Origin of the sequence: Paenibacillus sp. FSL E2-0151, assembly GCF_037993015.1 — a bacterium.
GTDB lineage: Bacteria > Bacillota > Bacilli > Paenibacillales > Paenibacillaceae > Paenibacillus > Paenibacillus amylolyticus.
Window position 1 is genome coordinate 2,461,027 of sequence record NZ_CP150308.1, and the last position, 14,593, is coordinate 2,475,619.

General features: G+C 46.9%; 10 protein-coding genes. All 10 read left to right on the forward strand.

The genetic code is table 11. From position 1 onward, the window contains the following. The first annotated feature begins 83 nt into the window (after positions 1 to 83). Positions 84 to 974 (forward strand): ABC transporter permease subunit, encoded by an 891-nt coding sequence (locus tag MHI55_RS11405; protein WP_017689297.1) that lies wholly within the window; start codon positions 84 to 86, stop codon positions 972 to 974. Between the two features lie 29 nt (positions 975 to 1,003). After that, a complete protein-coding gene (locus MHI55_RS11410; protein WP_036670224.1) occupies positions 1,004 to 1,882 on the forward strand; it encodes a carbohydrate ABC transporter permease in 879 nt (292 codons plus the stop codon). A 32-nt stretch (positions 1,883 to 1,914) separates the two neighbouring features. Further along, positions 1,915 to 3,000, forward strand: coding sequence for an arabinogalactan endo-1,4-beta-galactosidase (locus MHI55_RS11415; protein ID WP_253507361.1), 1,086 nt, complete (start codon positions 1,915 to 1,917; stop codon positions 2,998 to 3,000). 86 nt (positions 3,001 to 3,086) lie between these two features. Beyond that, on the forward strand, positions 3,087 to 5,159 hold the full coding sequence (locus MHI55_RS11420) for a beta-galactosidase (RefSeq protein WP_301291351.1): 2,073 nt from the start codon (positions 3,087 to 3,089) through the stop codon (positions 5,157 to 5,159). Positions 5,160 to 5,370: 211 nt separating this feature from the next. Next, entirely contained in the window at positions 5,371 to 6,810 is a 1,440-nt protein-coding gene (locus MHI55_RS11425) for an NAD-dependent malic enzyme (protein ID WP_074094504.1), read from the forward strand. Between the two features lies 1 nt (position 6,811). Beyond that, positions 6,812 to 7,534 carry an HD domain-containing protein gene (locus tag MHI55_RS11430; protein WP_083656915.1) on the forward strand — a complete coding sequence of 241 codons (723 nt, stop codon included), beginning with the start codon at positions 6,812 to 6,814 and terminating at the stop codon, positions 7,532 to 7,534. A 300-nt stretch (positions 7,535 to 7,834) separates the two neighbouring features. After that, positions 7,835 to 8,902: an aromatic acid exporter family protein gene (locus tag MHI55_RS11435; RefSeq protein WP_338708385.1), complete on the forward strand. Its 1,068-nt coding sequence runs from the start codon at positions 7,835 to 7,837 to the stop codon at positions 8,900 to 8,902. Between the two features lie 288 nt (positions 8,903 to 9,190). Beyond that, the gene (locus MHI55_RS11440; RefSeq protein ID WP_338708386.1) at positions 9,191 to 9,682 is read left to right on the forward strand and encodes a pyridoxamine 5'-phosphate oxidase family protein; all 492 of its coding nucleotides are present in this window, start codon (positions 9,191 to 9,193) and stop codon (positions 9,680 to 9,682) included. A gap of 244 nt (positions 9,683 to 9,926) precedes the next feature. Next, a complete protein-coding gene (gene helD, locus MHI55_RS11445) occupies positions 9,927 to 12,302 on the forward strand; it encodes an RNA polymerase recycling motor HelD (RefSeq protein ID WP_253507369.1) in 2,376 nt (791 codons plus the stop codon). A 309-nt stretch (positions 12,303 to 12,611) separates the two neighbouring features. After that, positions 12,612 to 14,471 (forward strand): adenine deaminase C-terminal domain-containing protein, encoded by a 1,860-nt coding sequence (locus MHI55_RS11450; protein WP_340390042.1) that lies wholly within the window; start codon positions 12,612 to 12,614, stop codon positions 14,469 to 14,471. The last annotated feature ends 122 nt before the right edge of the window (positions 14,472 to 14,593 follow it).

Here is a 14,593-nt window from a genome sequence, read left to right on the forward strand (position 1 = left end):
TGGACCCCGTAAAAGGTTGATATAATCGCATTATAAGCCACTCAGGGAGTACTTGAGTAGGAAGAAATACAGGGGGAGCAATCATGAGAACTTTGAAACGCACTTGGCCATTCCACGTTATGCTGTTGCCAGCCATTATCTTTCTGATTATCTTCAGTTATGTGCCTATGGGCGGAATCATTATGGCGTTCCAGAACTACAAGCCATGGCTTGGGATTAGTGGTTCTGAATGGGTTGGGCTGGACAACTTTAGATATTTGTTTGAACGTGAAGACAGCTTACAGGTCATCTGGAACACATTAATTATTGCTGTACTTAAACTAATTTTTAATTTATTTGTTCCATTTGTTTTTGCCATTCTTTTGAATGAGGTTCGCAAGATGGCTGTACAGCGAACGATTCAAACACTCGTATATTTACCTCACTTCTTGTCCTGGGTCATTCTGGGCGGGATTTTGATAGATCTGTTGTCAACAGGCGGCTTGGTTAACCGGGTGCTGGGAACCTTTGGACTCGGGCCATATTTCTTCCTAGGAGACAACAGTTGGTTCCGATCTACGGTCATTCTGACAGATGTGTGGAAAGAATTTGGCTATAACATGATTGTCTTTCTGGCTGCCCTTGCCGGAATTAATCCAGCGTTGTACGAAGCAGCGGAGATCGACGGAGCAGGACGCTGGAAACAGACACTGCACATTACAATCCCTTCGCTTGTGCCGATGTTGATGGTTGTAGGAACACTGGCGCTTGGTAACGTGCTGAATGCCGGATTTGACCAGATATTCAACTTGTATAACCCGCTCGTATATCAAACGGGTGACATCATTGATACATTCGTATATCGTTCCGCAATGCAGAATGGTGAGATGGGCTTTGCAACCGCGATCGGATTATTCAAATCGGTTATTAGTATGATCTTGATCCTTGTATCGTACAGCTTAGCCAAAAAATACGCTGGATATCGCATATTCTAAACGAATGAACAGAGAAAGAAGGGACCACGATGTATCATAAATCATTGCCTTATCGCGTGTTTAATATAGTCAATACCTGCTTTCTGATTTTGGTCGCCATTATGTGTATCGTACCAATGATTCATGTACTGGCAGTATCCTTTAGTACAAAGGCTGCTGCAGATGCCAATCTGGTCAATCTCTGGCCCGTAGGTTTTTCACTTGAGGCTTACAAAAAAACGATGAACAATCCAATTTTCTTGAACTCGCTCTGGATTTCACTTCTACGTACAGTGATCGGTACAGCTATTACCTTGCTGATTACGTTCCTGGCGGCGTATCCGTTGTCCAAAGAGAATAGTGAATTCAAAGGCAGAACGATCTACTCCTGGATTTTTGTATTCAGTATGATTTTCAACGGGGGACTGGTGCCGTTCTACATGGTTATCCAGAAGATCGGGTTGATGGATTCCTTCTGGGTACTGGTACTCCCAGGAGCAGTTAACACATTCCTTGTCATTCTGATGCTGAACTTCTTCCGCGGTATTCCAAAAGAGCTGGAGGAAGCGGCGCTCATGGATGGAGCTAACCATTTCAGAACATTGTTCAGGATCTTCCTTCCCATTTCGATGCCGTCCATTGCAACAATTGCATTGTTCAGTATGGTGTTCCACTGGAATTCCTGGTTTGATGGATTGCTCTACATGAATAACGCCAAGGATTACCCACTTGCTACATTTATGCAAACGGTCATTATTGGACGTGATATGAGTAGCATGAGCATGAATCCAAAAGAAATGGAAGCCCTCTCTCAAACTACGGTAAGGGCAGCTCAGATCTTCATCGGAAGTGCACCAATCTTGATTGTGTATCCTTTCCTGCAACGTTTCTTTGTCAAAGGTATGACGTTGGGCTCAGTTAAAGGCTGAGCCTGTACCCCAAATTAATGGAGGTTGATACAGTGAGCAACTTGACGGAAAAGACATTCATTCTGGGAATGGATGTGTCCTTTATGGATGAAATCGAACAGCATGGCGGGAGTTATAGTGATGTGGATGGCAAGGAACAAGACTTGCTGTCCATCCTGAAGATTAATGACGCTAACGCGATACGACTTCGAATCTGGAATGATCCTGTTGGTGGATTCTGCAATCTGGAGCGGACGGTGGAGGTAGCCAAACGGATCAAGGAACAGGGCTTGAAATTTTTGCTTGATTTCCATTATTCTGATCGCTGGGCTGATCCAGCCAATCAATGGAAGCCGAAAGCATGGGAGCACCTGTCCTATGAAGAGCTTCAACGTGCGGTATGCATGTATACAGCTGACGTTCTGAGAACGTTGAAGGAACACGATGCGCTTCCGGACATGGTGCAGGTGGGCAACGAGATTACACCAGGCATGTTATGGAATGAGGGACGTGTCGGTGGAGAAGAGCATGATACGGATGAACAGTGGGAGCGTTTTGCAGGCCTTGTGAAGTACGGAATTGCTGCGGTCAAATCCGTTGACGCGGATATTCAGATTATGATACATATTGATCGTGGTGGAGATAACACCGAGAGCCGCAAGTTTTACGATCGCTTTGAAGCACTGGGTGTGGAGTTTGATATCATTGGTCTCTCGTATTACCCTTGGTGGCATGGCACACTTGATGCGTTACGTGACAATTTGCATGATCTGGCTGAGCGTTATGGCAAACCTATCAATGTAGTTGAAACCGCTTATCCATGGACGCTGGAGCAGCCGGAAGGCATTGAATGGATTTTGAATCAGGAAGATATGTTGTTACCGGGATACCCTGCAAGTGTAGAGGGACAGACCAAATATCTGAAGGATCTATTGCAAATTATTCGCGAAGTTCCTGGTGGTTTGGGGCACGGATTCTATTATTGGGAACCTGCCTGGATACCAAGTAAAGAAGAATGGTCCGTCGGTCATCCGAATAACTGGGGCAACCTCACCATGTTTGATTTTAAAGGTCGCAAGTTGGAATCGTTTACAGCACTTGCTGCTGTTGAAGAATCAGATGTCGTGACATACGTGTAATCTAGCGTAATACGTATCTTCTGTGAAGTCGTGTTAACGTATATAAACTAAAAAAAGTAATTAATTAATGCAAGGGAGTTGTCCTTATGACATACAAATTTCCACCTGTAAGTTCCAAAGCCCCGCACATGTTGCATGGCGCAGACTATAACCCGGAGCAATGGCTCCGCTATCCTGAAGTTCTGGAAGAAGATATTCGCTTGATGAAGCTTGCCAAGTGTAACGTGATGTCCATTGGTATCTTCTCATGGGTATCCCTTGAGCCGGAAGAGGGTGTATACACGTTTGAATGGCTGGATCAGGTTTTGGATCGTTTTGCAGCAAACGGCATCTACGCATTCCTCGCTACACCAAGTGGTGCCAGACCTGCCTGGATGTCCGCGAAGTACCCGGAAGTGCTCCGCGTATCCGAGAAGCGTGTCCGCAATCTGCATGGTTTCCGTCACAACCATTGTTATACTTCCCCGGTATACCGTGAGAAGGTTACTGCGATCAACACAAAACTGGCAGAACGTTATTCGGATCATCCGGCTGTAATCGGCTGGCATATCTCAAACGAGTTCGGCGGCGACTGTCATTGTGATTATTGTCAGGAAGCATTCCGTGGTTGGGTTCAGAAGAAGTATCAAACACTTGATGAACTGAATCATTCCTGGTGGACGACATTCTGGAGCCATACGGTTACAGACTGGAGTCAAGTGGAATCTCCGGCTCCACACGGTGAGACACAGGTACACGCGATGAATCTGGACTGGCGCCGTTTCGTTACGGATCAGACAGCTGATTTTATCGTGCATGAAACGAAACCGTTGAAAGCTCAGAATCCTGATCTGCCAGTCACAACAAACCTGATGGAATTTTATGGTGGCCTGAACTATTGGAAGTTCGCTGATATTCTGGATTTCCTCTCTTGGGACAGTTATCCGACTTGGCACGATGCAGATGACGACGCGAAACAGGCATCCCGTATCGCCATGATGCATGATATCGTTCGTTCCATCAAAGGCGGTCAGCCGTTCTTGCTGATGGAGAGTACTCCAAGTTCGACGAATTGGCAAGATGTCAGCAAACTGAAAAAACCTGGCATGCATCTGCTCTCTTCTCTCCAGGCTGTGGCACACGGCTCCGATAGTGTTCAGTACTTCCAGTGGAGAAAAAGCCGGGGGTCCAGTGAGAAACTTCATGGTGCGGTGGTAGACCACGTAGGAACGGAACACACTCGAGTGTTCCAAGATGTCACCGACGTAGGAACGGCTCTTGAAGGCATGGAAGCTATTGTAGGAACAGCGGTTCCGGCAGAAGTTGCAATCATATTTGATTGGGAAAACCGCTGGGCCGTTAATGATTCCCAGGGTCCGCGTAATATCGGTGTGAAGTATGAGCAGACGGTGGAAGAGCATTATGAAGCGTTTTGGAAAAAGGGAGTCGCTGTAGACGTTATTGATATGGATGCAGATCTGTCCAAGTATAAGTTGCTGATTGCTCCAATGCTCTATCTGGTACGTGAAGGTGTCGGGGAACGTATTGAGAAGTTTGTAGAACAAGGTGGTACGTTTGTAGCAACTTACTGGTCTGGTATTGTTAACGAAAACGATCTGTGTTTCCTGGGTGGATTCCCAGGCCCGCTGCGTAAGACACTTGGCATCTGGTCCGAGGAAATTGACGGACTGCATGATCGTGATCTGAACGGAATTATCCCTGAGAAGGGCAATGAGCTTCAGCTCAATACAGCGTATGATGCAATTGAACTGTGTGATCTGATTCATCTCGAAGGCGCGAAGTCCCTGGCTACGTACCGTTCTGACTTCTATGCCGGACGTCCGGCATTGACGGTTAACCAGTTGGGTTCAGGAAAAGCATATTACGTAGCGACACGTCTGAAAGCACCATTCTATGATGATTTCTATGCGAAGCTAATCGCTGACCTGAACATTGAGCGTGGACTTGAAACTGAGCTGCCTGCCGGAACAACGGCACATACGCGTACAGATGGTACAGCAGATTATGTGTTTGTACAGAACTACACGCCAGATGAGAAGCTGGTTAAACTAGATGGACAGTCCTATACCGATCTGCTCAGTGGTGATGCTGTGGAAGCAAGTCTCAGCTTGAAGCCATATGACATTTGTGTTCTGCGCAGACCGGCTGCCCGGAAATAATGTAGATTCTATATGTTACTAAATAAATGAAGTTAGTAATTAGAAAAAGAGTGCCCTGAACGCCTGCATTGGTGTTCAGGGCATCTTTTTTATTTTATGCATTTGGCTGTTGAACGACTTTTTCTGGACAAGATAAAGGATAAACGTGTCCGCGCAGCGAAGACAAACACGTAACATGTAACTCAAGACTTTCAGTCTGGGAGGAATGGAAATGAATCAAAGGAATCTGGATGGTAACAGCATTATTATTCGACTGGAAATGACAACTAAGGATATCAAGTTTGGCGAAGTGGCTTCGGCCATCTCGGAAGCTGGGGGAGACATCATTGCCATCGACGTGATTTCCACCAATCAGGATGTAAGCGTGCGCGACTTGACGGTCGCAGTTACAGATGCACAAGATAACAGTAAAATTATAGAAGGGGTGCGCCAGCTCAAAGGTGTATCCATTATTAACGTATCGGATCGGACGTTCCTGCTTCATCTGGGCGGTAAGATCGAAGTAACACCAAAGACCCCGATTCAAAACCGGGAAGATCTGTCACGTGTGTACACTCCGGATGTGGCTCGTGTATGTTCAGCCATTTCAGAAGAACCTGGCAAAGCCTTCTCATTGACAATTAAACGGAATACAGTGGCCGTCGTATCTGATGGCAGTGCGGTACTTGGACTGGGCAACATTGGTCCCCGTGCAGCGATGCCTGTCATGGAAGGTAAAGCGATGTTATTCAAACAGTTTGCTGGTGTGGATGCTTTCCCAATCTGCCTGGACACACAGGATACTGAGGAAATCATACGTACTGTGAAAGCGATATCACCTGGTTTTGGCGGCATTAATCTGGAGGATATCTCGTCACCGCGTTGTTTCGAAATTGAGCGTCGTCTGAATGAGGAATTGGACATTCCTGTATTTCATGATGACCAGCATGGCACAGCGGTTGTGTTATATGCTGGTCTGATCAATGCGCTCAAACTGGTGGGCAAGTCCATTGAAGATGTGAAGATTGTGGTCTGTGGCATCGGTGCAGCAGGTGTAGCATGCAGCAATATATTATTGTCCGCGGGAGCCAGTCGGCTTATAGGTGTCGATCGTGAGGGTGCAATTGTACGGACACAAACCTATGAGAATGAAGTCTGGAGTGATTATGCAGCTCGTACTAATCCCGAACTGGAGACTGGCTCGCTGCGTGATGTCATTCGTGGAGCCGATGTGTTCATTGGCCTGTCCCGCGGGAATCTGTTAACTCGCGAAGATGTGCAGACCATGGCAGAAGATCCAATCGTGTTTGCAATGGCAAACCCGGTACCTGAGATTATGCCTGCCTTGGTGGAAGACATTGTGGCTGTAATGGCAACAGGCCGATCCGATTATCCGAATCAGATCAACAACGTGTTATGTTTCCCGGGTATCTTCAGAGCAGTTTTGGATTGCCGTGCTACTGAAATTAATGAAGAAATGAAGCTGGCAGCCGCGCAAGCGATTGCTTCGGCCATTACGGACGAAGAGCGTACACGTTATTACATTATTCCGAGTGTGTTCAATGATAAAGTAGTCAAATCGATGCGCAGTCGCGTAATTGAAGCAGCTATTAAGACGGGTGTAGCTCGACGTATTCCTCGTGAACAGGCCCGTGAAGGCGGGGAATCGTAAGATGTCAGAGAACCCTCTTCAACCTGGTGGGAATCTGCAAGAATTAGGGCACATGCATAATATAGATGGAATAACGGCAGGAGAGGCTGTTCTGCGCGCCGCCCGATCCTTTGTTCAAGGGGACTCATCCAAGCATAGTGATGGTCATGACTGGCCGCACATTGAACGGGTAACCGCACTTGCGGTTGAACTCGCTCACCGTATGGGTGCAGATCCATTTGTCTGCGAACTGGCTGCATTATTACATGATGTACCGGATGAGAAGCTGAATGAGAGCTTGGAAGCCGGGATGGCCAAACTGAATGACTGGCTGGATACCCAGCCTCTTGACCCGGATATACGTAATAAGGTTGTGGGTATTATTAGCACCATCTCATATGCGGGAGGACAGCGTCCTGCGGTTAGCTCGCTTGAAGCACAGGTTGTACAGGATGCGGATCGACTGGATGCATTGGGTGCGATTGGGATCGCGCGAACCTTTGCCTTTTCAGGCGCCAGAGGGCGCGAGATGTACGATCCGTCCCTTCCCCCACGGGAGCAGATGACCCGTGAGGAATATCGCAATGGGCGCAGCACAACGATAAATCACTTTTACGAGAAGTTGTTCAAGCTCAAGGATCTGATGAATACCTCCTATGGCAAGGAGCTGGCGGAGCAGCGTCATGATTATATGGTGCAGTTTGTGGACCAGTTCAAAAGAGAATGGGAGGGCACGGACCGTTAGGCAGGCATAATAAGCATGAGCATTCCACAGAGGTTTCATAAGTAACAGAGGCGAATCTTTAAAGTGGTGAAAATCCATTTTGAAGATTTGCTTCTTTTTGGGTTAATAATGTGTATTAACATACATAAAGAAATCAATTTCACAGTACCTCTGACTTATGACATGGCAACGGAAGACCTTACATGGTACAATAAATCGTTCTCCTGAATGAATTCAGGCAAAAAAAGAAATATGGGGTAATAATGAACATGATTATCAAATGTAAAATTTCAGGTTCGGTAAAGAGGAGGGGTCATCACCATGTCGTTTGGTGCGCGTGTACTTAAGACGGGGATCGCGGTCACGCTTGCCTTGTACCTAAGCAGCCTGTTCTTGAACCCGCAATCTCCCGTGCCTGCCGCAATCGCGGCTATATTCGCCATGCAGCCTTCCATCTATCGTTCCTGGAAATACTTCCTGGATCAATTGCAAACGACCACGCTGGGAGCTATTGTCGCCCTGGTGGGGGGCATGGTGTTGTCCAATGAGCCAATCGCCGTTGGATTAATTATTGTACTTGTCATCATGATCTGTCTTAAATTGAATATGGGTGAGACGGTTGGCCTGACACTGGTCACGGTTGTATCCATTATGGAAGCCTCGGGTGATTGGCATTTTGCACTCAATCGTTTTCTGTTGACATTGGTTGGTATTGTATCGGCGTTTCTCATCAACATTACGGTATTTCCTCCGAAACCGAAGGTTCAGTTCGTGAAGCAGATCCATAGTGTATTCAGCGGTATGTCGTTGCTTCTGCGAACTTCGATCTCAGATGAGATCAAGGAAGTTGTATTCCGGGAGGAGAAAAGCAACCTGGGCGGTTCCATTAAGTCTTTGTCCGACAAGTATAACTTGTTCGAAGAGGAACAGAAAAAGATGAAACGTTCGAAATTCAGCGAAACTCGTCAGATGGTGGTCTACAAACAAATGCTGCTGAGTTTGCAAAAAGGGTATGAGGTGCTGGATTCGGTGGAACGCCACTATTTCCAGGCACCGCGGACAACGGCCATGGATCAGTTTTTTGACTCACATCTTGAACTGGTTATCAAATTCCATGAGCATGCACTGCTCAAGTTCGAGGATAAGCTCAAACCTAATGGGGAAGAGGCCGCACAGTTTGTATTGGATAATGACCGTTTCATGGAGCAAGCGATCACCCGGTTTGATATCGACAAGGAAGGGATGTTACGATTGTCCATCGTGGCTGCTGCCATTTATGATTATGGATATCAGTTGGAACGTCTAAATCGACTTGCCGAACATGTGCATAGCGCCAGTGAAGACAAAGAATCACAGGACAAAATTTTGAATTGGCTTAAGTGGCCTTAAATTCAAGTTCAAAAAGTCTGGTTTTCAGTACCAAGAAGATGGAATGAAGATAGAAATGGAGTAGCGGAGCGTAGGAAAACTACGTGAGCAACGGACATTTCGGCTAAATTTCATATTCGATGCTGATGATGCCGTTAGGCATGATTCGTAATCAAAAGTAGACTTTTTGAACAACCTTTCTAAGTGCGAATTGCGTACCTGCTTGGCGATCATATACAATGTAGTTACAACATAGCCCGGACAATCGTGTCCGGGTTGTTTTGTCATACATACGGCTGAAGGGCATGAATGAACATTAACGAACTGAGGGATAGAGACATGATTATAGAGGAATTAGACACTGAACTAATGGAATGGTTGAGTGGGACAAATCTGGAGCATAAACAGCATGAAGCCATGCAACTGCTAACTGTATCTGAGGATCAGTGGCCGCATCAGGCGATGATCAGTATGGGGGAAGTGATTGCGATAAATCCGCATCAGCTTAGACTTGCTTTATGGCCAGGTACACAGACCAGTATGAACATGAGCAAAACAGGCAAGGCTACCTTGATTGCGGTTCAAGGACATCGATTGTTGCATATCCGTACAGAAGTAGAACGGCTGCCTGAGATGAAGGGGGCTGTCCATCCGAGAGATCGTTTTGAAGCACAAGTGCTCCAGGTACGTGTGGATCACGCGCCATATGCGGAGATCACTTCAGGAATAACCTTTCAATTAAAAGATGAACTTGGAGCAATTACACGCTGGAAAGAGACGATTGAAGAATTACGAAAGTAGGCAGGAGTAGCTAAGTCAGTTGAGGACCCGGTGATTGGGTAATAATGAAGAAGAAAACAACAAAAAACGCCTCCGCTTGCATCGGGACGTTGTCACTGGTACAATAAAAAATGGTTTTCAGAAAATTAGAACTAATTAACATATAATTAAAATGTTTACTTTCTAATAATTATACCATTGCCTTTTCGGGCTTGTCAAATGGGATTTTGAGGACACAATCCGGGGAAAGAGGGGCTATTAACATATGAGTACAGATCAGCAATGGATTAAGGAACAACAACGGGTCAACACCGTGACCGATCAGATTGAACGCAAGATCACAACGCTGGAAGATGAAGTTGGTTCCTTCCGTGACGAAGTAGTTGGCATGAGAAAAGACTTCTGGGACGAAGTCACGATGAACTTTAGCGAAGCGGATGATGTCGGGGAGACTTCAACCAGCATGCGGCAGCAGTCACAGGTATTGTCCGATCGGGAGCGTAGCCATCTCAATACAGCAGCTGCGTTGGATAAAATGAAACGACTGCATCATTCACCGTATTTTGGGCGCATTGATTTCAAAGAAGACGGATATCCAAATGCAGAACGCATTTATCTCGGCATTGCATCGTTGCTGGATGAGAAGGAAGAATCTTTTCTGGTCTACGACTGGCGTGCGCCAATCTCCAACCTGTATTATGACGGAGCACCGGGTCCAATCACGTATCATACACCCAGTGGGGAGATCAGCGGTGATATAGAGATGAAGCGACAGTTTGTCATTCGGGATGGTCGTATCCGGTTTATGTTTGACACAGGGGTCACGATTGGTGATGAGTTGTTGCAGGCCGTGCTCAGTCGAACTTCGGATGCACAGATGAAGAGTATTGTAGCGACCATTCAGAAGGAGCAAAACCGGATTATCCGTAATGACCGGACACGTATGCTCATTGTGCAAGGCGCAGCCGGCAGTGGCAAAACATCCGCGGCGCTCCAGCGTGTGGCATATCTTCTCTATAAATACCGCGAGCATCTGCAAGCGGATCAGATGGTTCTTTTTTCACCAAATCCAATGTTCAACAGTTATGTATCCACGGTACTGCCTGAGCTTGGGGAGGAAAACATGTTGCAAACGACCTTCCAGGAGTATCTGGAGCGCCGTTTGGGTCGTGAATATCAACTGGAAGATCCGTTTATTCAACTCGAATATGTACTTACGGGGACGGAAGATCCCGATTACGATGTTCGGATGTCCAGCATTCGCTTCAAGTCGTCCGAAACGTTCCTCAAGGTTATTACACGTTATAAGGAAAGTATGTTGTCAGGTGGCATGAAATTCAAGCCGGTTCGCTTCCAGGGCCGAGCGATTGTCACGTCAGAGGCTATGGCTGAGAAATTCTACAGCTTCGAGTCATCCGTTAAGCTGGTGAGTCGACTGGAGATGTTACGGGACTGGATGCTGAAAGAACTGTCTGCCTTTGGTAAAGGTGAACTGGATGCGCCTTGGGTTGATCAGCAGCTTGATCTGATGGAGCCGGAGGATCTGCAACGTGCGTATCAACGGTTGAAGCGCAAGCAAAAAGGAAAGACCCATACGTTTAATGACTTCGAGCAGGAAAGAGGGATTCTGGCACGTATGGTGGTCAGTGACCGACTCAAACCGTTGCGAAAATGGATTAAGTCCTTACGATTCGTTGATATAAGACAATTATATGCACATCTATTCAACGATCAGGCTCAGATGGAGCGATTGCTGGGTGACGAAGTGCTACCTGCTCAATGGGATGAAATCTGTAAGATGACTTTACGCAGATTGAAGCTTCAGGAGTTGGCATATGAAGATATTACGCCATACTTGTACTTGCGTGAGCTTATGCTTGGATTCCATATTAACTCGAATATTCGTCATGTCATTATTGATGAAGCCCAGGATTATTCCGCGTTTCAGTTGGCATTTATGAAGAGATTGTTCCCACGGGCGAAAATAACAGCACTTGGTGACTTTAATCAGGCAATCTATGCCCACTCTTCAGTACTTAGTGGAACAGGACCTTTGACTAACCTGTACGGACCAGACAACACGGAAGTCATTGAGCTGACCAGAAGTTATCGATCTACCCGGGAGATCGTGGAGTTTACACGTGGCATGGTGCCTGGTGGGGAAGAGATTATTCCATTTAACCGCAGCGGTGAGAAACCTAAAGTGATCGTTTCTTCTGATTCAGAGCGTCATATGAATGTCATCACGACAGACCTCAAGCACTTGATTAAGGAAGGGTACGAATCGGTTGCAGTTATCTGCAAAACCGCCGAAGAGAGCAGAGACGTACATGCTACATTGAGTAAGGCGCTGCCCACAGCACCGAAGTTAATCAAAAAAACGACGCTGGCTTTTGAGCAGGGTGTTCATGTCATCCCAGCGTATCTGGCCAAAGGTGTGGAATTCGATGCAGTCCTGATCTATGACGGCTCTGCGGAGCAGTATGCTCAGGAGCATGAACGCAAGTTGTTCTATACGGCTTGCACACGAGCGATGCATCTGCTGCACGTTTACTGCGTGGGCACACCAAGTCCGTTCATTACCGCCCAGTCGGAAGAACAGTATGATCTTGGCAAGGTGTCTACTGCGCAAGTGGACTGACATAACACTTCATATGCATAAAGAAGGCTTCCGTTCAATGGAACGGGAGTTTTTCTGTATATGATACATATATCGGGAAGAAGCTAGCTTAGCGAGGGAATTATACGTGATGAGGTTACAGCCATATAGGTGATCGTATTGATAAAAATACCTAACGTGAATTCGTAAGGATTGGGTCCCGTGGATAAATACGTCTGCATAATTTGTATTTAAGCACAATGGATGTGATTTTTCTTTACACATGAGGTCCGGACTCATATAATCGTAACAATATATTTTTTTGGATCGTTTATTAAAGGAGGCAACAAAATGAACAAATCATCTTTTGAACGGCCACTTATGGCCGATTGTGTACCTGATCTGGTCGCTACAGCACGGGGAGATTTGCCGGCGACTTTGGTCATTCGGGGAGGTACGCTGGTAAACGTGATATCGGGTGAGATTTTGCCTGAGATGTCCATAGCTGTACAGGGAGCTCGAATCGCTTATGTCGGTAAAGATGTAAGCCACACCATCGGAGAACATACCCGGATCATTGAAGCAAACGGTAAGTATATCGCTCCTGGTCTGCTGGATGGACACTGCCATATCGAAAGTACACAGATGAAAGTAACCGAGTTTGCGAGAGCGGTATTGCCTTCAGGCACGACCGGAGGTTTCTTTGACCCTCATGAGATCTCTAACGTGCTTGGCCTTAAAGGTCTGAGACTGATGCTGGATGAAGCACGGACCACACCGATGGCTGCTTATATGCAGGTGGCTTCCTGTGTCCCTTCCACACATCCAGGGTTGGAGACAACAGGTGCTTATATCGGACCTGAAGAGGTAGCTGAGGCTCTTTCCTGGGGTCCGGACATGATTGGTCTTGGTGAAGTGATGAACTTCCCTGGAGTGGTCTATGGGGATGAGACGATGATCGGTGAGATACAGGCGACGCTCCGGGCAGGTAAAGTGGCAGACGGTCATTTCACCTGGGCAGCAGATGACTGGCGTCTGCCAGCCTACGCAGCGAGTGGTGTTACAGGGGATCATGAATGTGTGACCAAGGAAGATGTGGTTGAACGTCTGCGACTCGGAATGTACGCGAAGATGCGCCAAGGTTCGGCATGGCATGATGTGGCTGAGACGATCAAAGCTTGCACTGAGCTTGGACTGGATACACGCCGGATGATGCTGGTGACAGATGACCGAAGTTCTGAATCGCTGCTCAAAGAAGGACATATGGATTTTGTTGTTCGTCTCGCAATCTCTCAAGGGGTGAAGCCGGTTACGGCTTTCCAGATGGCAACCATTAACACGGCTGAGCGCTTTGGTGTTGCGCGCGACATTGGTGCGATTATTCCGGGCAATATAGCCGATATTATTCTGCTGGACGGTCGGTTGGCGGATGTACGTGTAGGCATGACGATTGCTGCCGGGCAAGTTGTAGCTGAGAACGGGAAAATGACGGCGGTCTGGGACAGCTTCACGTACCCGGAGGAAGCGCTGAACACGGTGAAGTTAGAAGCTAATATTCAGCCAGTAGATTTGGAGTTGGCTGCGCCGATTCAAGAGGGGATCATTGGTGCCAAAATCATTCATGTGACAGAGAACCATGTGGATACAAAGGAGAAACACCTGCCTGTTACCGTAGAGAACGGCAAGGTTGTGGTTTCAACTTCAGGGGAAGTATGCAAAATTGCGGTATTGGAGCGTCACAAACAAACCGGGAATCGAGCGGTAGCGCTTGTTGGAGGCATCGGCTTCATATCACCTGCAGCGATTGCGATGACAGTTGCTCATGATAGTCACAACCTGTTGATTATCGGTAATGATGATGCGTTAATGGCTGAAGCCGGTAATCGCGTCATTCGTATGCAGGGCGGGGTGGCCGTGGTAACGGCAGCAGGGGTAACCGAATTTCCGCTGCGGATTGCAGGTTTGATGTCAACTGAATCTTTTGAAGTCGTTGCAGCCCAATCGGCAGCAGTCAGCGAAGCTTTACAGTCCGCAGGATGTACGTTGAATAATGCGTTCATGACGCTTTCGTTATTGGCGCTGGTTGTGATTCCAGAATTACGTTTGTCCGACAAGGGGCTTGTGCGGATCTCGGCAGAAGGTATTGAACTGGTGTCTCTTTTCGATGAAGTGGTTGACAACACACCTGTAGCTCCATCGGGTAATGAATGAACGGAAATGTCGACAAGACATCATTAAATAGGGTTCCATATAAAGCCGCCTTAGGGCGGTTTTTTGGTGTATTTTGAGAGAAAGCGCTTTCTAGGTCTTCTGTAGCTTGGTGTACATATGGC